Raw genomic sequence first — 18,946 nt, 5'->3', positions numbered from 1 at the left:
CACTGACTGCATATTTCATCGCCATAAGCGTGTTTGCGTTCAGGAGATGACTATGCCCTCTCGAGATTACCCTGATATCCGAAAAGCCAGGGGAACCCGATCAAAAGATATGGTTCTATTAAGTGCCCGTGTCGATACTTCTCTATGGGAATATGTTCGGACGCTGGCATTTGAAACCCGTAAAAGTAAACAAGACATTATTGCCGAGGCATTAATGTTGCATCGCTCTATTAATGAGAGCACAAGCGAAGAATCTAAGTAATTACTCTCTGTTCGGGTTTTATTTAAAACCCAAAATTGAAATAGGTCTTGCCACTTCATTATTGCCTTTATTGGTATATTTTTTCGGTGTGTTATTGGTGTTTCCCCTTATCTGGAGGGGACTTTTTTATGTGGGCATTCCGCCTTCATAACAAAGTTGATAGCAAAATTCACAATTAAAAGTGAGTAATAACATGAAAAAGTCAGTAGTGGCATTAGCTGTAATAGCATTAGGGGTAACCTCCGTTCATGCAGCGGAAATTTATAATAAAGATGGCAACAAACTGGATCTGTACGGCAAAGTCAAAGCGGTCCATTCCTGGAGTGACGGCACTAATGCCGATGGTACCTACGCGCGTCTGGGTTTTCGCGGTGAGACACAAATCAACGATCAACTGACCGGTTATGGCCAATTTGAGAGTCAGTTTGATGCCTCTAAAGCAGAAGGTTCTCAGAATGGCGTTAACACACGTCTGGCGTTTGCTGGCCTGGATTACGGCCATGACGTTAGCTTTGACTACGGTCGTAACTACGGTATCGCTTACGACGTGGGAGCTTACACTGACACTCTCTCAGAGTTCGGCGGTGACTCCTTTGAAAATACTGACCGCTTCCTTACTACACGCACTTCTGGCGTTGCAACACTCCGCACCAAAAATCTGTTTGGTGCCGTTGATGGCTTGAGCCTGGGCGCGCAATATCAGGGTCAGGATGATTCCGATAAGGATCCGACGAAACAGCACGGCAACGGCTATGGCTTCTCCCTGGGTTATGACAATATCGCGGATTCCGGCGTATCTGCCATTGCAGCCTACACCAACAGTTCTGTGACTGCTCAGCAGAAACAAAATGGTTGGGATGGCGAAAACGCAGAATTCTGGGGTGCTGGCCTGAAATATGATGCAAACGCTATCTACGTTGCGACCATGTACGGCGAATCCCACAACCTGATTCAGGATGCGGACAAAGCGCAGCACTTTGAAGCGATGGCGGCGTATGTGTTTGATTTTGGTCTGCGTCCGAACGTGGCATACGTTCATGCGCGTGATAACAACAACACTGATCTGACCGAATACGTTGCGCTGGGCACAGACTACTACTTCAACAAAAACATGGTTGCTGATGTGGGTTACAAAATTAACCTGCTCGATGGCAAAGACGGCGACAATCAGGTTGTTGCGGGTCTGACCTATCAGTTCTAAGTAGTTATACTAGTACGAAAAAGGCGTCTTGGTTAAGACGCCTTTTTTACATCTGTTGGAGTTTAAACCGGCTGACTTTCTTTCATCTGTACACCGCTAAACAGCCATTGCCAGATGCCCACTTTTACCCATGCGACCACGCAGAGGATCAGATAAAAAAGCGGATTATGGGTAATGGTAATGCGCATGACTTCCATTAAATCCACATGCAAATTTCCGGCAATTGCCATATTGATAACAAAAATAGAGGCTACCGCGCTGGCCAGTAAAATAAGTATGGCATGTAACTTTGTTATCTCTGGTAACTTGCCAGAGGCCCATTGCCATAAGAATGTTGTTGATAACAGGAAGATAATAAACAATCCCAGTGCGCCAAACAGGCCAAAGTCTTTATAATCCTTTAGCGTGCCAATTAAACCCGCCAAAATAATTAACCCCAGTAGTATTTTTTTAAACCACGACATGTGCCTTTCCCGAAGATGGTGTTGATGTTGAATTAATATGTCCATTTTTACGCATTTTAAATTGAGTTTATAAATGAACAGCTGGGAATTATAAATTGTCTGGCGGGTAATTGCCGATTATTTGCGGTTTATTAAATGCTGACATTTAATTGCGGACTAATCCGAATATATCTTCTTTAGACGTTAGCCGGTTATACCCTTTTGGGCGAGGCGAAACGCTGTTTGTATAATTGCGTGAGGCTGATAAGTGCCGCAATAAACAACGCGACCGCGCCGCACACCGTGGCGTTAACGATCGCCTGTGCGCCGCTTCCCAGCAGGCTGGTTAATAGCGGACCAAGTATTTGCCCAATGCCGTAAGTCAGAGTGACCAGGCCCAGCAGATTAATATTGCGCGGTACGCTTAGTTGACGGGCAAGCGGCATCACCAGTGAAGTAGTTCCCATAAACGTTGCGCCAAACCCCATGCTGCTTATCACCAGCAGCGGCAAGGAGCCGCTGGCGAGCGTCATGACCACGCAGGCGCTTTGAATCAGCAAATTCGCCGTCAGGCATTGCAATACTCCCCAGCGTCGGGCGGCCCACAGCCAGGCGAAACACCCCGGAATTATCGATATGCCGACCAGCGACCAGAGATGGGCAGTCAACAGCGGCGAACCGGCACTTTTCGCCATTAGCGGCAGGTAGGTGGCGACAATGATGTAGCCAAATCCGGCCAGCCCGTACAGTAGAGCCAGCAGCCACCAGGACATAGGCTGATGCTCTGTTTTTACCGGGGCCGCAGCGGGGAGCACGTGATCGCGAGATGGCAGGAGTATAACCAGTAGCACAAAGAACAGAGCCGAGGCTGCCGCTGCGCCCAGCCAGAGCGTGTGCGATGAAAGCGCAAAATGCAGACCGCTAATGACATATTCATTGCCCAGCAAAATACCTGCACCAACGCCGGAGAACAACGCCGCGATCACGAAGGGATGCCGGGTATGATGCAGAACGATCATTGAGCCAAAGATCATCATACCGGCACTGGCGACGCCCGCCAGAAAGCGGATCAGCATCACCAGCGCGGGCTGCGTAAAGCTGGCCATCGCCAGTATCAGTCCTGCGGTAGCGAGCGCGGACGTTAGCAACATCGGGCGTAAGCGAGAGGGAAGATGGAAGAGCCCGAAGGAGAAGAGCAGGCTTCCTGCCAGATACCCGGCGTAGTTGGCGCTGGCAATCCAGGAGAGTTGGTCAAACGTAAATTGACCTTCCGACAGCAGCACCGGCAGCATTGGCGTATACAGAAAGCGCCCAATTCCCATACCCAGTGTTAAGACCAGCATGCCAAAAAGCGCGACGCTGATGGCATGACGATTTGAATCTGGGCTTCCCTGGGACATACGGACTCTCATTTCGCGCTGTTAGTTGATAATTGTTATATTACATGCGTAAATGATAATGAAAAGTAAAATAGCGCAAGGCCTAATGCTGTCAAAGATTACGGCTGTAGACCCGTGAGACTTCCCCCCACGGATGATAGCCCGGCCCGTCAAAGTAAAATCCGCTTTCTCGTATAAGCCTTCCAGGTCAGTACACAAATGGAGCTGCATAAAGCCTAGCTGTTTAGCCTGCTGCGCAATATGTTCAATCAGGCGAAACGCCAGACCGTGACCACGATAGCGAGGATCGATATAGAGTGCGCATAGCCACGGCCACAGTTCGCCGCGACTGATAAAATCATTGGTGATCAATCCGGCGCAGCCAACAATGCTGTTGCCGTCCTGCATCCAGTACCACTGCGGTAGCGGGTTCTTTGCGCCAATACAACGATGCAGTGCATCCTCGTAAACTCTCATGGAGTCTTCTGAGGCCCATTGTTGCTGAAAGTAAGCGGTGACCTCGTGCAGTTTTTCCGGTGTTTCGCGCAGGGAAAAAATGCGGATGTTCATCGTCATTGAATTTTTCTCCTTAAAAATTCGCCAGCGTCAGCAGGGAAGGAATTTGCGACAACAGATATAACACCAGCCCAATAGAACCGCCAACCAGCGTGCCGTTGACGCGGATAAACTGCAAATCTTTACCGATGTTCAGCTCGATTTGCTGCGACATATCGCATGCATCCCAGCTTTTCACCGTGTCGCTAATGTGGCGCGTCAGGAAGGTGGCGAACTCTGGCGCTACTTTATGTGCTGCCTGCTCCAGATGCCCATTCAGTGAGGCGCGCAGGGCGCTGTCGGCTACCAGCGTTTCGCCGAACCACTGCCCGGCGCTGGCGATGCGCTGCTTCACGCGGGAATCATCGGCGTTAATGTCGGTTTTCACCCACTGACGTAGGTCTGCCCACAGCTCGCCAAGATAACGGTTGAAGGCTTCATCTTCCTTCAGATAGCTTTTCAGGCTTTCGGCCCGCACGGCCATCTCCGGATCGTGTTTGAGCTTATCGATGAGCTTAAACGTGGCGCGATCGAAGGCATGGCGGATCTGATGTGCGCGATCGTGGCTGATGTCATCCAGCAAGGAGTTAACGGCATCAGACACCAGCTCGGCGCTGTGCTCGCCCAGCCATTCTGTTGGCAGGATCTTCGCTTTCAGCGGATGCTCGGTTTCCAGCCAGTGCACGACCTGTCTGGCGATAAACGCTCGCGAGCTGTCGCGCTGGAGCAGGGCGATCAGTTGGGCGATCAGCGTGTCGAGTAGCACCTGATGGCGATTGTTTTTGGTCATGCTTTCCAGCATCAGCGCACTGGTACCTGAGAGATCGACCTTGTCGATGGCCTTGTGCACCGCCCGCTTGATCAGCCTTTGAATGCGCGAGTCGTCGGTCAGTTCGAGAAAACCGCTCATGATCTGCAGCAGATGCTGGCCAATACGCTGGGCGTTTTCCGGCTGGCTGAACCAGTTGCCGATCAACAGCGCCGGTTCATGGCGGCGGATCAGCGCGACCAGCGACTGGGTACCGAGAAATTTTTCCTGGACAAATTGCCCGAGATTTTCGCCGATCCGATCCTTATTGCGCGGGATAATCGCCGTGTGCTGCGAGATAAACGGGATCGGCACCCGGCGAAAAAGCGCCACCACGGCAAACCAGTCCGCCAGCGCGCCCACCATCGCCGCTTCGGCGATCGCTTTGATCCCCAGTACCCAAAAGTTAGGCGGCAGAAACAGCGTGATGACGAAGGTGGCAGCGGCAATCAGCAGCAATGAGAGCGCCAGTCGCTTGGCGCGTTTGAGTTCAGCAATTTTATTCATAGGCTTAAGGATAGAGCCAGACGGGGGGATCGCGCAAAAAATGTGGAGCGCCTCCCATTTTCAGGTGGGCTGGGCTTACTCAGGGATCCAGTTGTCCCAGGCGGGCAAGGGGCCGAGTTCCGCCACCAGAAAATCGATAAACGATCGCACCTTAGGATTGCTGTACTTGCTGGGAAAGTACAGCGCATACAGGGCGTGAGTTTCACAGGTGATAGTGCCGTCGAGCATCAGCGGCGTTATCTCTTCTTTTTGAATATGATCGCCAATCAGATAGGTGGGCAAATACGCCACTCCCTGATCTTCTAACACTGACTTCAGCAATACCAGACTGCTGTTGGCCTGGATCGGCATATGCAGTTTCAACTGATGCAGACGATCCTGTTCATCCGCCACCTTGAGCACCGGTGTGAGGCCGGGATAAACCAGACAATCATGATCCACCAGATCGCTTCGACGCTGGGGCATGCCTTTTTTGGCGAGGTAGCCGGGTGAGGCACAGTACGCCCAGCGAACAGGCACCAGCTTGCGCATCGCATAGTTTTGCGGCGGTGCGGTGGAGATGCGCAGGGCGATGTCGAAATCTGTTTCGTTCAGATTCACAAAGTTATCGTTGAGATCGATATACAGATTCACATCCGGGAACTGGGAGCGATATTTATCCACCAGGTTCACCAGCCGGGAATAACCAAACGCAATTGAGCAGGTTATGCGTAATTCACCCTGCGGGCTGTGGTAATAACCGGAAGTGGTATTCAGCGTTTCATCGAATTCTTTCAAAAGCTTATTAGCGCGGTTGAAGAGATATTGCCCGGCGTCGGTCAGGGTAATACTGCGGGTGGTGCGTTTAATTAATGTCGTGCCCAGCGTGTCTTCCATCGCAGCCAGACTTTTGCTGACCGCAGACGGCGATACGTTGAGCTGCGTCGCGGCTTCTGACAATCCTCCGCAGTCGACGATTTTAGTAAAAAACTCCAGATGCTTGAGTGAAATCGGCGTACTCATAGTTTCCTTTAATTCACAAGTGATTTGCAAAAACGGTACGAATAGGCCGTTACATTCGCGTTTTAAACATGCAACTATTGAATCACAGGAAACAACTTGCTGGCAAAATGAAAAAATAACAACTTAGGTGAGTTACGTCACAAAATAAAAGGAGGCGAAACGGAAACTCATCACATTGTGAATTTAATCTCATTAATTATTATTCTAAAGGTACCGATTATGTGGTCACGACTCGAACCCTACAAATCGTCGATTATTTTATTAGTTGCTCTGGTGATTGGCGGCTTATTAGGTATTTATGCCCCATCGTTTGCAAGTAAACTCCAGCCAATAGGTCAGATATTCTTAAACCTGCTATTTATGATTATTGTGCCGCTGGTGGGTATCAGCGTTATGTCTTCGATCGCCAGTATGACCGACCTGAAAAGGCTGGGGCGCATTATGGCGATTATCTTTATTGTTTCGATCGCCATGGCCTTTATTCCAGCCGCCGGGATCGTCGCGCTGGCGCTCTGGTATAACCCGGCGCAGGGCGTCACTATCGATCTCTCGCAGTCGGTGCAGGCGGGCAGCGGTAAGATGGATTTTGTCAGTATGATCACCACCAGCGACTTTATCGGACTGTTTTCTAAGTCCAATATTCTGGCGCTGATCGTAATGGCGATCATCGCCGGTGTCGCAATTGGCCAGTCGGATCAGGCCGGTAAACGTATTGCGTCGCTGCTGGAAGACGCCAATACCGTGATCATGAAGATCGTTTCGATCATTATGAAGGTCGCGCCGATTGGTCTGGGCTGCTACTTCGCCGCCACCATGGCCAGTCAGGACTCTGCACTACTGTTAACCTTTGCCCGCGCCATCGGCCTGTTTATGGTTGCCACGCTGGTCTACTTTGTCTTTGGCTCGATTCTCTATTCGTATATTGGCGGCGGTATTCCGGCGGTCAAATCCTTCTGGCGTAACGCGATTGAACCGTCTGCGACCGCGCTGGGTACCTGCTCTTCACTGGGGACGCTCCCGGTGACGCTGCGTGCCGGTAAGGCGATGGGGATTAACCCGGAAATCGTTGATGTCTCCATTCCGCTGCTGGTTAACCTCAACAAGGGCGGCGTGGCGATGATTGCCGCGCTAAAAATTGTCTTTATCTATTCCGTGCTGGGCATGGAATTCACCACCGAAACCTTCTTCCTGACGATGCTGATTGCGGTGCTCTCCGCCATTATCGTTGGTGGCGTGCCGGGCGGGGCGTTCCTCGGTGAAATCTTTATCGTCACCACGCTGGGCCTGCCGATGGAAGCAATCCCGATTCTGGTGGTGCTGGGCACCATTACTGATGCGCCGGCCACACTGATTAACGTTATCCATGATTTGAATGCGGCGCAGATTGTTGAACGGTTCGCTGGAAAAAAGCAGACCAACACTGAAATAAACTCTACTGCTGCGGTGGTATAGGTCTCACACGGATTAAGAACAGGAGATGTTATGAAAGACGCAATGAAGCTTGAAACGCACCTGGTTGTTGCTGGTCGCGACAAACGCTATACCCAGGGAGCGGTGAATCCGGTTATCCAACGCGCCTCTTCACTGGTATTTGATACCGTGAAGGACAAGAAATTTGCCACCGCCAATCGCGCGAACGGCGAGCTGTTTTATGGTCGTCGCGGAACCTATACCCACTTTGCCTTCCAGAAGGCAATGAGCGAACTGGAGGGCGGCGTTGGCTGCGCGCTGTACCCATGTGGTGCTGCGGCGGTGACCAATGCGATTCTGGCGTTTGTTCAGGGTGGCGATCATATTCTGATGACGGGTGCGGCCTATGAACCAACCCAGGATTTTTGCAATAAGATCCTGAGTAAATTCAACGTGGAAACAACGTATTACGATCCGCTGATTGGTGCAGGTATCGTCGATCTTCTGCGTCCGGAAACAAAGGTTGTATTCCTTGAGTCACCAAGTTCTATCACCATGGAAGTCCAGGACGTGCCGGGGATGGTGAAGGCTATCCGCGCGGTGAATCCGGAGATTGTCATTATGATCGACAACACCTGGGCGGCGGGCGTGCTGTTCAAAGCGCTGGATTATGGCGTGGATATTTCCATTCAGGCGGGAACGAAGTACACCATCGGCCATTCGGACGCCATGCTGGGCACGGCGGTGTCGAACGCCCGTTGTTGGGATCGTTTACGTGAGAACTCCTATCTGATGGGGCAAACGCTGGATGCCGATACGGCCTACAACGGCAGCCGCGGATTGCGCACCCTGGCGGTACGCCTTAAGCAGCATCAGGAGAGCAGCATCCATATTGCCCGCTGGCTGTCGGCAAGGCCGGAAGTGGCACGGGTGAATCATCCGGCATTACCGGAATGTCCGGGCCATGAGTATTTTCAGCGTGATTTTATCGGAAGCTCAGGCCTGTTCTCGTTTGTGCTGAAAAAGAGACTGACCGACGAACAGATGGCGAATTTCCTCGATAACTTCTCGCTGTTCCATATGGCCTATTCGTGGGGCGGATTTGAGTCGCTCATTCTGGCGAACCAGCCGGAAGAGCTGAACAGCATTCGCCCGGCCGGAGAGGTAGATTTCAGCGGCACGCTGGTCAGGGTGCATATCGGCCTTGAGGATATCGACGACCTGATTGCCGATCTGGACGCGGGATTTGCACGCATTGCGTAAGGTGAGGTGAGCGTAGCCGGATGCGGCGCAAGCGCCTTATCCGGCCTACATAGTTGTCGTAGGCCGGATAAGCGGGCAGGTTAGTTTTCAGTGGCTAACGTCGTTGCCTCATGCTGGCGTACCCGTTTGAGTAAGCCTGCCAGCGTGAACACGACAGCTATCCCTGCCGCAACCGCCAGCAGATGAAACGAAATCCTGCCGCCGTTAAACCATAGCCAGCGTCCAATTTCGACAGAAACCGCCATCACCGTCAGGATCACCATATTCAGCGATGCCGAGACCGTTCCTTTAGGTAACTTGTTGGAAAACAGCGTAAAGCGGAACAGCGTCGGGAAGATCATCCCAATACCAAACGCATACAGGCTGGTCCCCAGCACCGACCACAGCCAGACGTGCGGCCACAGTAAATTGCCGACAATCAGCACCGCCAGCCCGCTCAGCTGTATAGGTGCGGCCTGCCAGATGAAGCGCGGTCGGGTCGGATCTTTCACGAAACGAACCACCACCATATTGGCGACGATCACTGCGCCGAACACCGGGGCCTGTGCCCAGGCAAACTCCGATGTGGTCATGCCGCCAGCATCGATCAGAATAACCGGTGAGACCGCCACCCAGCTCATCATCGGAATATAGCTTAACGACAGCGTGGCTGCGCCAAACAGGAACACCCGGTTGCGGAAAACGTCGCGGAAATCACGCACTACGCCGCGGGCACTGAACGGCACCGCGCCGCGCTGGACGGTTTCCGGCATGGCTAACATTAACCCAATCAGGGCGATAAACCCCATGACGGCAATGATGGCAAACAGGATCTTCCAGTGTACAAAGTGCATCAGCGCGGCCCCGGAGAGCGGGCCGATAACCGGTGCAACCAACACAATGGAAGTGATTATCGCCATTAACTTAATGGCCTTCGTTTGCCCAAACGCCTCCTGCACCGTGACATAGCCAACGGTCGCGATAAAGCAGATGCTGGTGCCCTGCACAAATCGGGCTACCAGAAACTGCGTCATTGAGGTAGTGAACAGCGTGGCAGCGCAGGCGAGGGTAAAGATTAACGCCCCCGCAATCAGCACGGGTCGACGGCCAATTCGGTCGGAAAGCGGCCCCAGCAGCCATTGCAGCGCCATGCCGCCCGCCAGATAGAGGCTCACCGCAGCGGGTGCCAGGCTAACATCGGCGTTGAAATCACGTACCACATTGATGATGCCAGGCTGGATCAGGTCCGTCGACAGATAGGCGGCGAAGTCATATAAAATTAACGCGACAGGAAAAAATAGCGTTGTGGCGCGTTGGGAGAAAAACGCGAGAATCCGTTGCATAAAACAGCTCCTTGTCGGGAGAAAACCCTCAACGGGAATAGCGAAATTCAATACCGTCTTTGAGACGTCAGACCGATGACAGAAAAAAGCAGACTGCAAATGTACTGAATTTCATGTAATCAAAAACGCTGTCTGCGCGAAGCGCAAACAGAAGATACGCTCACTGACGCTGGGTCAGAAAACGTAACGATTACAGGTAACAATCAGCACATCGCACCTCAGGAAGAGTAAGTTGAACGGGTAATAACCATCCGCAGTTTAATGCGGATTGGATATTAATTAAACGAGTTTATCCTGTTTATGTGCAGAAAATCGCCCTGCAAATCAGACTGCGATGCTCTGCAAAAACCGCAGAGCGATGGCACAACCGAAGATAATCAATACACCGCCAGCGATACGTTCTACCCATAATATCCCTCTGGATAACCGTCGCTGGATCTGCGGTAAACCGATGAACATCACGATCAGCAGATCCCAGCACAGCACTACGCTGGTCATCCAGATCCCGCTCATGGTTTGTTGCAGCAGCGTCACCGACGGGCCGAGCAGGGCGGTCATTAGCGCCAGATAGAACAGCGCATTTTTTGGGTTGAGCAGTGACGAACCCAATCCCAGCAGTAGCTGTTTGCCAAATCCTGGACAGGTAAACTGGGCGTCTGTTCCGGTCAGCGTTTGCGGGCGGCTGCGTACCAGCAGGCTGCCAATCCACAATAAATAAAGCGCACCCAGCAGCTCAATAACCGTAAACAACAGGGGAAGCTGGCGCAGGATCCCCCAACCGATAATTGCCAGCAGGATATACAGCCCGTTGCCGAAAGCGATCCCCACGCACAACCCGGCGCTGCCGCGCATCCGGTATCGTGCGGCGTAACCGACCAGTAAAAAGAAGTCCGGCCCGGGGCTAAGCAATGCGACGAAATGCGCCAGCGCCAGCGCGGGAAAAGCAGAAGGAAAAAGTACAGAAAGCAGCGACATAGCGACCTCAGAGAATGAATCTGAGATCACCGTACACCTGACGCAGCGCTAATTATTGTCTGATATTGATCGTCCCAACGCGTACTGGCGCGGTGTGGCAGCGGTGTACCGAACAAAGGTGCGATGGAAATGGCTCTGGTCGGCAAACCCGCTCTGGTAGCCGACATCGGCAATTTCGTCTCCGGCCCGTAGCCGCTGGCGAGCATAGTCAATCCGTATGATGTTCAGATAACTTCCTGGCGTCAGCCCGGTATCTTGCTTAAAGGTACGGATCAGCGTCTCTTTACGCATATGACACTCATGTGCCAGCTCATCGAGCGAGGGCGGCGCGAGCAGGCTGGACTGCAACCGTTCGCGCAGATACTGGCTGGTTGCGCTTAGGTTGTCTTGTGTGACCGACTGCAACGGCAGCGTGTGCAGCAATGCTTGTGCGGCATCCGTTATTTGCGCGGTTTGGCGTTGCGGCATGAGCGTCACAAGGTGCATATAACGCTGGAATAATTGCGCATCGCGGATAACGGGAGCAGGCGTGCAAAGCCGCTGATTGGTGTTCTGTGCAGGCAGATTAGCAAGACACCACTGGGCATCAAGATAAAGCATATGATAGCTGCGAAACTGTCCGTTAACAGGATTACAGCTGTGAGGTGCCAGCGGCGGTATCACAATCAGATCGCCCACCTGCAGATGGTATTCCTCGCCATCGCACAGACAGCACGTTTCCCCCTCGAGAATTGCCCCAATCGAGAGCTGAGAGTGGTGATGCCGCTTATAGGCCTGCTGGCTCTGCCAGGTGCTGCGCAGCTCCAGCCACGGCAACTGCTCATCACGCCAGAACGATTGTGGAATATCTCGGGTATGCGTCACATCGTGTCCTCCCTGAAAGTGATGGTTTGTTATAGCACAGGCCGGGAGGTGAAAAAGTGGGAATGCGCATTGAGATGGCGATTCTGCGTGACGTGTTCCAGACAAATGCAGACGTTACATAAGGGCGTTGTTATCCCGGAAATCGCCTCGCAAAGAGAGAAAGTTGCAGGTGAGTATGTGGTTTTCCGGCGCTACAGTCATGGCATCTTATTTTCAGGTGAAGGATCGCCATGAACAAAGCTTCCGCTTCAACACCGCATGATGCGGTTTTTAAAACATTTTTACGTCACCCTGAGACTGCACGGGATTTCCTACAAATACATCTTCCCGCTTCGCTGCGCGAGCTTTGCGATCTTCAGACGCTTAAACTCGAGTCAGACAGTTTTATCGAAGAGAATTTACGTGCGTACTATTCCGATGTGCTGTGGTCGGTGAAAACGACGGATGGGGATGGATATATTTATGTAGTGATTGAACACCAAAGCACACCGGATGCGCATATGGCATTCAGACTGATGCGCTATGCGGTAGCGGCCATGCAGAAACATTTAGATGCCGGGCATCAGCAGTTGCCGCTGGTGGTGCCGATGCTGTTTTATCACGGCGCTAAAAGCCCGTATCCTTATTCGCTGTGTTGGCTGGATGAGTTTGCCAACCCGAAGCTGGCTCGTCAGCTGTATGCTGCGGTGTTTCCGCTGGTGGATATTACGGTTATTCCGGATGACGAAATTGTGCAGCATCGACGTATGGCGCTGCTGGAGTTAATCCAAAAACATATCCGTCAACGCGATCTTATGGGATTGGTCGAGCAAATTGTTTCCCTGCTACTTACCGGACTGACTAATGACAGCCAGATAAAGACGCTGTTTAATTATATTTTACGAACTGGCGATGCACCTCGATTCAGTGAGTTTATTCGCGGGGTTGCCGAACGTTCACCGCAGCACAAGGAGCATTTGATGACGATCGCAGACAGATTACATGAGGCAGGATTTCAAAAAGGATGGCTTGAAGGCAAGCTGGAAGGTAAACAAGAAGGCAAAAAAGAAGGCAAAAAAGAAGGCAAACAGGAAGGACTGATAAAGGGGCGACGTGATGAGGCACTGCGTATTGCCCGCACCATGCTGGCAGATGGCATCGATATCAGCACGGTACAAAAAATCACCCGACTTTCCGCTGAAGATATTCAGGGTTTAAGCCATTAAATATAGCTTAAACTGCCTAATTGCCTGCCCGGAAGCGCCGGGCAGCTCGATCTACTCTATTGCCGTTTTTACCGCCTCTCCGAGCTTCTGCATTACTTCCCGATGCTTATCGTTTGGCGGCAATGCGCAGTTGATGCGCACACAGTTGCGATACTTCCCCGATGCGGAGAACAGAGAACCCGGTGCAACCTGGATTTTGAGGCGACAGAGCTGCTTAGCGACACAGACCATATCGACCTGGAGCGGCAGCTCGACCCACAGCATGAAGCCGCCTTTCGGTCGGGTGACGCAGATCCCGCAGGGGAAGTATTCCCGTACCCAGCAGGTGTAGATCTCCATATTGCGCTGATAAATCTGGCGCATACGACGAATATGTCGATGATAATGACCTTCGCGCACAAAGGAAGCAGCTGCCAGTTGCGTAGCGGGAACGTTAGTTCCAATGACGGCGTACTTCATGTGCAGCAGTTTGTTGTAATAGCGACCGGGCACCACCCAACCCACGCGCAGACCGGGGGCGACGGATTTGGTAAACGAACTGCAGAGTATTACGCGGCCGTCGCTGTCCCAGGAGTGGATCGTGCGCGGGCGCGGGTACTCTGTGGCCAGTTCGCCATACACATCGTCTTCAAAAATGACGATGTCGTGACGCTGGACGAGGGCGAGCACCGCCCGTTTACGCGCATCCGGCATAATGAATCCGAGCGGGTTGTTGCAGTTGGGAACCAGCAGCACACCTTTGATCGGCCACTGATCCAGCGCCAGCTCCAGCGCTTCAATGCTGATCCCGGTATCCGGATCGGTTGGGATCTCAATCACCTTGATCCCTAAGCCGCGCAGTAGCTGCATCGTGCCGTAGTAGGCCGGTGATTCAACGGCGACAATATCTCCGGGCTGGCAGACCGTCAGCAGCGCCAGCGACATTCCGCTCTGACTGCCGCTGGTGATCACAATATCATCTGCATTGACCACCGAACCGCCGTCCAGCATCAGCCGCGCAATCTGCTGACGCAGTTCACGGCATCCGGAGATTTCATCGTAGCCCAGTATCGCGCGCAGGTTGTGCTGTGCCACGCGGCTGAGCTCGCGCCACAGCGGCTTCAGGCTGGGTTGATTAATATCGGGCACGCCGCTGCTAAACGGGATTATCGATTTGTCCGCATGACCTGCCAGCATATCCAGCACCTGATCCCACTGGGTTATTTCGACCGGACGCTGTACCGGACGCGACATCGGTGGCAAGGGTGGCTGCGCTTTTTGTGGCGCGACAAAATAACCGGAACGTGGCTGGGGCGTGATCAGCTGGCGCTGTTCCAGCGTCTGATACGCCTGCTGGACGGTGCTGATGCTGACCCCATGCTCCTGGCTCAGGCTGCGTACCGAGGGCAGTTTTTCGCCATGGCGATACAGCCCTTGCTCAATGCGTTCGGCCAGCAGATTGGCCAGATGTTGGTAACGCGTCATGCTGTATCCCTCATGGGTACCATACAGATTAAAAAATCAGTACAGATTGGCGTGAAAAAAGCGATGCAGAACTCTTTTTAACCAATCTGTATGTTAAATAAAAGTACTTTGTGAGTCTGTATTGTTTTAGGCCAGATCCGTGAAGATAAAGCCTCTGGCAAGGTGGGGAGGCAAGGTATGGAATTTCACGAGAATAAAGCAAAACAGCCGTTTATTGGGTTTGTACTGATCTGGCGGGCATACAAGGCGTGGCGGCTGCGAGCGCAAACGCGGCGCTTATTGCAACAGATGAGCGATGAGCGGCTGCGGGACGTCGGGCTGCGACGCGATCAGGTGGAGTGATTTTCTTTCATCGACAGAGGCTGGGGGGGTATCGCCCCGCCTCTTTTATATTCACAATATTTATCAATTCATGCTTCTGGTTAGTCCGTTTCTTGATACTTATCCTGATAAGTATTATTTTCTCTTCAGCGATGAGAGGAAAGTAAGATGACTGAAGATGAACTGTTTGCCCGCCGCCCGATGGGGATGCGCATGGCAATGGTGGTGCGCCAGTGGCGGGCCATTATTGATGCTGCCATCACCGATACTGGCCTGACGCAGTCCAGCTGGACGGTACTGATGCAACTGTATCAACTGGGAGACAACGTCTCAGTCAGTGAACTGGCACAAATGCAGGGCATCGAACTGCCGCCGCTGATGCGCACCCTCTCGCAGCTGGAAAAGCAGGGCTATCTGCTGCGTTCCACATCGCCCTATGACAAACGCATCCGCCTGCTGGCGCTGACCGCGCAAGGCCGCGCAAGGCTGGACGAACTCAACCGGGTGATAGAGACATACCAACATCGCGTCACCTGCACCATCCCTGAGGCGGAACTCGCTTCCTTCAGCGCCACGCTCAATCAAATCGCCTGCAATCTGCGGACAATCCGCGAAGAAGACAATCAACACTAAAAAACTATGATGACCCCAGAACAAAAATTTGCCCGTTGGGTAAGGGTGAGTATTGCCGCTTTCCTGGTAATATTCGCCTGGTTTATCGTTGCCGATATCTGGATCCCGCTGACGCCGGACTCCACGGTGATGCGCGTGGTAACGCCTGTTTCCTCACGCGTTTCCGGCTACGTCTCGCAGGTGCATGTACACAATAATAGCCAGGTGAAGAAGGGCGATTTGCTGTACGAACTGGATCCGACGCCATTTATCAATAAGGTCGAGGCTGCGCAAATTGCCCTTGAGCAGGCGAAGCTGAGTAACCAACAGCTGGATGCGCAGATCGTCTCTGCCCGCGCCAACCTGCGCACCGCGCAATTCAACGCCCGCAACGATAAGACCACCTTAGACCGCTATCAGCGCCTGAGCGCCATGCAGAATGTGTCGCAATCCGATCTCGACAAGGTGCGTACTGCCTGGCAAACCAGCGAGCAGTCGGTGGCGGCGCTGAATGCCAGTATTCAGAACCTGCTGATCCAGCGCGGAGAGCGCGATGACAAACGTAACGTAACGCTGCAAAAATACCGTAACGCGCTGGAAGAGGCGCAACTGAACCTCGGCTGGAGCAAAGTATATGCCCAGACCGACGGTACGGTGAGTAATCTCCAGCTTAGCCCAGGGCTTTACGCCACCGCGGCCACGCCGCTGCTGGCGCTGGTCAGCCATCAGACCGATATCGTGGCCGACTTTCGCGAGAAAAGTCTGCGCCACACTAAAGTGGAGACCGATGCCGCCGTGGTGTTCGATGCCATGCCGGGCAAAGTTTTCTCTGCCCGCGTCACCAGCAGCGATGCCGGTATTCTGGCGGGCCAGGAACAGGTTAATGGCCAGTTGTCGCAACCGGAACAGTCTACCCGTTGGGTGCGCGATGCCCAGCGTATGCGCATTCACGTCGCGCTGAACGAACCGCTCGACACGCCGTTACCGACCGGGGCGCGCGCAACGGTACAGCTGTATAACAGCGAGGGCGTGTTCGCCCGCACCTTTGCCGGGGCACAGATCCACCTCGTCAGCTGGCTGCACTATGTCTATTAACACGCTGGCCCACGTCTTTACGCCGCACGGGAATATTGTCTACACCGCCAATGATTTTCGCCAGACCCTGCGTATCTCCGTTGCCGGGACAATCGCGCTGAGTATTTCGACCTTCTACAACGTGCAGTACGGCGTGTTCTTTGTGGTTTATCCGCTGATGCTGCTGTCGCTGGTACCGGTATTCAACCGCCATGTGGCAACACAGTTCGTGTTCAGCGCGGCGGTGAACTGTGTCGAAATGGTGCTGATCGTCGGCTATCTTTCACAGTGGCCGCTGGTTATGACACTGGTGGTGTTCGGCCTGTATGTGATGCGTTTTCGTTTTATGAGCAAAGGACCGCTGTTTCTGCTCGGTTCGATGGGCGTGGTGTGCCAGAGTACGATGCTCAACTTTATGAGCTATTCCACCACCAACTGGCATACGCTGATGTTCTCCAATATGGAAGCCTGCGTAATGGCGGTGGCGCTGAGCGCGCTGCTGCATTATCTGATTCCGGACGTGGAACCCCGCCAGCCACCGCCGCGCATTGAGAAAGATGCCGCCCGGGTGCGCCATGAATCGCTGCTTTCCGGCACGGTGGCGACGATGATTTTTGTGGTCTTCCAGATCTGCGATTTGAGTGATTCGCTGTCGGCGCTGATGGCCGGCATTTTGATCCTGTTTCCGATGCACTACCGTGGCGCTGTGATCAGCTCGATTTGGCGCGTGGTCGGCGTGGTGCTGGCCTGCCTGTATATTCTGCTGGTGCAGCTGCTTATCTATGATTTCAGCAACCATATGCTGCTGATGATGCCGCTGATTGGCCTCGGGCTGGCGTTCAGTGCCCGCCTGCACGTAATGGAAAAAGTCGGGGCAGGCGTGGGGTTTGCCAGTATCACTACCATCGGCATTATGTTTGGCCAGAACCTGCACCCGGATCAGGACCTGGTATTCAGCGATCTGTACCGTATCACCTCCGTCACCGTCGCGCTGGTGGTAACGCTCACCATGGTATTTCTGGTGCACCGGGTTTTGAACTGCTTTGCCGCGACGCGGTTTGTGATTACCGAATGAGTGGGGGCAAGTGCCGGATGGCGGCTGCGCCTTATCCAGCCTACGGGAAAGTGCCATTTGTAGGCCCGGTAAGCGTAGCGCCACCGGGCATCAGGGAATATTGCTTGTGTCCGGAATTTGGCCCATTTGGTGAAAATGGACGTTCAATATAGCGATATATCCGCTAAGGTAGTCGAGGTATATCAAGATTAATGATTAGTGAAGATATTATAAATTTATCTTTAATTCTCTTGATATGCTTTCTCAACCAAAAGCTTAGCTTTATCAAGATCGTATTCATTACGAATGATGAGTTCCACATCACCAGTTCCCCAATGACCAATATTGGTCACATCCCGACTAAATCCCTCTTCAAACTGGACATGTTGCGGGCTTATCTTCAGCCATAGGCGAAGGTGGGGATCGGTTATTGGGTAAACCGCAACGCACAGGAAGTTACGGATACGACGGAAGGCATCGTAGAGTTTTAACTCTTTATATTGGACTTCATCGCCAAGCGACAGCACATAGCTTTTTAGGTGCTCGTGGAGTGAAAGTAGTGCCGGAGAAGCAGAAGATAGCTGTTCGCGCTGTGTGCGGGTATGACGCTTCCCATTGCTGCTGGCTGGGATGTCCTGCACGTCGTGCTGAGGGCTATTTTCTACTACGGCATTCACCAGTTCCAGCATCAACAGGTCGCTGGAAAATAGCTTGTAGCGAATCAGACTGATATTACGGTTAATTTGCTGAACAGCATGTTCATCGTATTTATTGAAATCAGCAGCAATACAGATTAATCGCGTGCCTGACCAATCGATGGCTTCGGCCGTAGTTTTACCCATTTTCTCCATCACCCGCCAGCGAAACTCCGCTTTGTGGTCGAGTAGCCAGTCGAGATAAAATAGGCCCTGATTGATCACGTTTTCATTGCTATGTCGTTTATATTCGATAATAACCGGACAGCTATTTTCATCGAGACCTAATGTATCAATCCGGCCACGGTGTGTTTTACCCGTACTGTATTCAGTGTCGAGAAACCTAACGCCAAGAAAGGTTTCCATATGTGATTCAATCAGCCTTTGCAGATCTTTTTCGACAGCCGCGGCCTTGCCCGGTAGTTCTTGTACTCTTCCGGCGCAGTGGCGGAACAGTTGTATATCGCTCATGGATCCTTCCTGTTATTTTCCTGCATATGCTATCGCTTACTCGCGAACGGCTTGCACAT

18 protein-coding genes and 1 pseudogene are annotated in these 18,946 nt (G+C 52.6%); 9 read left to right on the top strand and 10 right to left on the bottom strand.

What is annotated here, in order from left to right; genetic code table 11:
• Positions 1-52 precede the first annotated feature (52 nt).
• Together OGY04_RS18100 and OGY04_RS18095 are read left to right on the top strand one after the other, a co-directional pair.
• A complete protein-coding gene (locus OGY04_RS18100) occupies positions 53-262 on the top strand; it encodes a hypothetical protein (RefSeq protein ID WP_003830087.1) in 210 nt (69 codons plus the stop codon).
• 193 nt (positions 263-455) lie between these two features.
• A complete protein-coding gene (locus tag OGY04_RS18095; protein WP_286582057.1) occupies positions 456-1,463 on the top strand; it encodes a porin in 1,008 nt (335 codons plus the stop codon).
• Between the two features lie 62 nt (positions 1,464-1,525).
• Here OGY04_RS18095 and OGY04_RS18090 read toward each other — a convergent pair whose 3' ends face one another.
• From OGY04_RS18090 to OGY04_RS18070, 5 genes and pseudogenes are all read right to left on the bottom strand, one after another.
• Complete coding sequence (locus OGY04_RS18090; protein ID WP_103285815.1) at positions 1,526-1,927, bottom strand: hypothetical protein; 402 nt, start codon at positions 1,925-1,927, stop codon at positions 1,526-1,528.
• A gap of 191 nt (positions 1,928-2,118) precedes the next feature.
• Positions 2,119-3,306, bottom strand: coding sequence for an MFS transporter (locus OGY04_RS18085; protein WP_174770742.1), 1,188 nt, complete (start codon positions 3,304-3,306; stop codon positions 2,119-2,121).
• 91 nt (positions 3,307-3,397) lie between these two features.
• A pseudogene (locus OGY04_RS18080) lies at positions 3,398-3,861 on the bottom strand (GNAT family N-acetyltransferase).
• A gap of 13 nt (positions 3,862-3,874) precedes the next feature.
• Positions 3,875-5,155: a DUF445 domain-containing protein gene (locus tag OGY04_RS18075; protein ID WP_286585780.1), complete on the bottom strand. Its 1,281-nt coding sequence runs from the start codon at positions 5,153-5,155 to the stop codon at positions 3,875-3,877.
• 75 nt (positions 5,156-5,230) lie between these two features.
• Positions 5,231-6,157: a LysR family transcriptional regulator gene (locus OGY04_RS18070; protein ID WP_239605970.1), complete on the bottom strand. Its 927-nt coding sequence runs from the start codon at positions 6,155-6,157 to the stop codon at positions 5,231-5,233.
• Between the two features lie 219 nt (positions 6,158-6,376).
• On the opposite strand from OGY04_RS18070, the gene OGY04_RS18065 reads away from it, so the two are divergent.
• Complete coding sequence (locus tag OGY04_RS18065) at positions 6,377-7,609, top strand: dicarboxylate/amino acid:cation symporter (protein ID WP_286585779.1); 1,233 nt, start codon at positions 6,377-6,379, stop codon at positions 7,607-7,609.
• Between the two features lie 30 nt (positions 7,610-7,639).
• Positions 7,640-8,830, top strand: coding sequence for a cystathionine beta-lyase (gene metC, locus OGY04_RS18060; RefSeq protein WP_032942294.1), 1,191 nt, complete (start codon positions 7,640-7,642; stop codon positions 8,828-8,830).
• An 80-nt stretch (positions 8,831-8,910) separates the two neighbouring features.
• Here metC and mdtM read toward each other — a convergent pair whose 3' ends face one another.
• The 3 genes from mdtM to OGY04_RS18045 form a co-directional block, all read right to left on the bottom strand.
• On the bottom strand, positions 8,911-10,152 hold the full coding sequence (gene mdtM, locus OGY04_RS18055; RefSeq protein WP_286585778.1) for a multidrug efflux MFS transporter MdtM: 1,242 nt from the start codon (positions 10,150-10,152) through the stop codon (positions 8,911-8,913).
• A 324-nt stretch (positions 10,153-10,476) separates the two neighbouring features.
• Entirely contained in the window at positions 10,477-11,127 is a 651-nt protein-coding gene (locus tag OGY04_RS18050; RefSeq protein WP_286585777.1) for a LysE family translocator, read from the bottom strand.
• A 48-nt stretch (positions 11,128-11,175) separates the two neighbouring features.
• Positions 11,176-11,991, bottom strand: coding sequence for a helix-turn-helix transcriptional regulator (locus OGY04_RS18045; protein ID WP_126957763.1), 816 nt, complete (start codon positions 11,989-11,991; stop codon positions 11,176-11,178).
• Positions 11,992-12,221: 230 nt separating this feature from the next.
• Here OGY04_RS18045 and OGY04_RS18040 point away from each other — a divergent pair, with 230 nt between their 5' ends.
• Positions 12,222-13,196, top strand: coding sequence for an Rpn family recombination-promoting nuclease/putative transposase (locus OGY04_RS18040; protein WP_286585773.1), 975 nt, complete (start codon positions 12,222-12,224; stop codon positions 13,194-13,196).
• Between the two features lie 51 nt (positions 13,197-13,247).
• Here OGY04_RS18040 and OGY04_RS18035 read toward each other — a convergent pair whose 3' ends face one another.
• On the bottom strand, positions 13,248-14,660 hold the full coding sequence (locus OGY04_RS18035) for an aminotransferase-like domain-containing protein (RefSeq protein ID WP_286585772.1): 1,413 nt from the start codon (positions 14,658-14,660) through the stop codon (positions 13,248-13,250).
• 177 nt (positions 14,661-14,837) lie between these two features.
• On the opposite strand from OGY04_RS18035, the gene OGY04_RS18030 reads away from it, so the two are divergent.
• The 4 genes from OGY04_RS18030 (at position 14,838) to OGY04_RS18015 (ending at position 17,742) form a co-directional block, all read left to right on the top strand.
• Complete coding sequence (locus OGY04_RS18030) at positions 14,838-15,002, top strand: DUF1127 domain-containing protein (protein ID WP_003019180.1); 165 nt, start codon at positions 14,838-14,840, stop codon at positions 15,000-15,002.
• A gap of 147 nt (positions 15,003-15,149) precedes the next feature.
• Positions 15,150-15,614: a MarR family winged helix-turn-helix transcriptional regulator gene (locus tag OGY04_RS18025; RefSeq protein ID WP_111466167.1), complete on the top strand. Its 465-nt coding sequence runs from the start codon at positions 15,150-15,152 to the stop codon at positions 15,612-15,614.
• Positions 15,615-15,620: 6 nt separating this feature from the next.
• Positions 15,621-16,688 (top strand): HlyD family secretion protein, encoded by a 1,068-nt coding sequence (locus tag OGY04_RS18020; RefSeq protein WP_208744733.1) that lies wholly within the window; start codon positions 15,621-15,623, stop codon positions 16,686-16,688.
• Complete coding sequence (locus tag OGY04_RS18015; RefSeq protein ID WP_103285804.1) at positions 16,678-17,742, top strand: DUF2955 domain-containing protein; 1,065 nt, start codon at positions 16,678-16,680, stop codon at positions 17,740-17,742. The genes OGY04_RS18020 and OGY04_RS18015 overlap by 11 nt, the downstream gene beginning before the upstream one ends.
• A gap of 221 nt (positions 17,743-17,963) precedes the next feature.
• Here OGY04_RS18015 and OGY04_RS18010 read toward each other — a convergent pair whose 3' ends face one another.
• Positions 17,964-18,887: a DUF5655 domain-containing protein gene (locus OGY04_RS18010; protein ID WP_153753785.1), complete on the bottom strand. Its 924-nt coding sequence runs from the start codon at positions 18,885-18,887 to the stop codon at positions 17,964-17,966.
• Positions 18,888-18,946: the final 59 nt, after the last annotated feature.

It is taken from the genome of Citrobacter sp. Cpo091 (genome assembly GCF_030332645.1).
In the GTDB taxonomy this organism is placed as follows: Bacteria; Pseudomonadota; Gammaproteobacteria; order Enterobacterales; family Enterobacteriaceae; genus Citrobacter; species Citrobacter portucalensis.
This window is presented reverse-complemented; position numbering and strand designations above follow the sequence as displayed.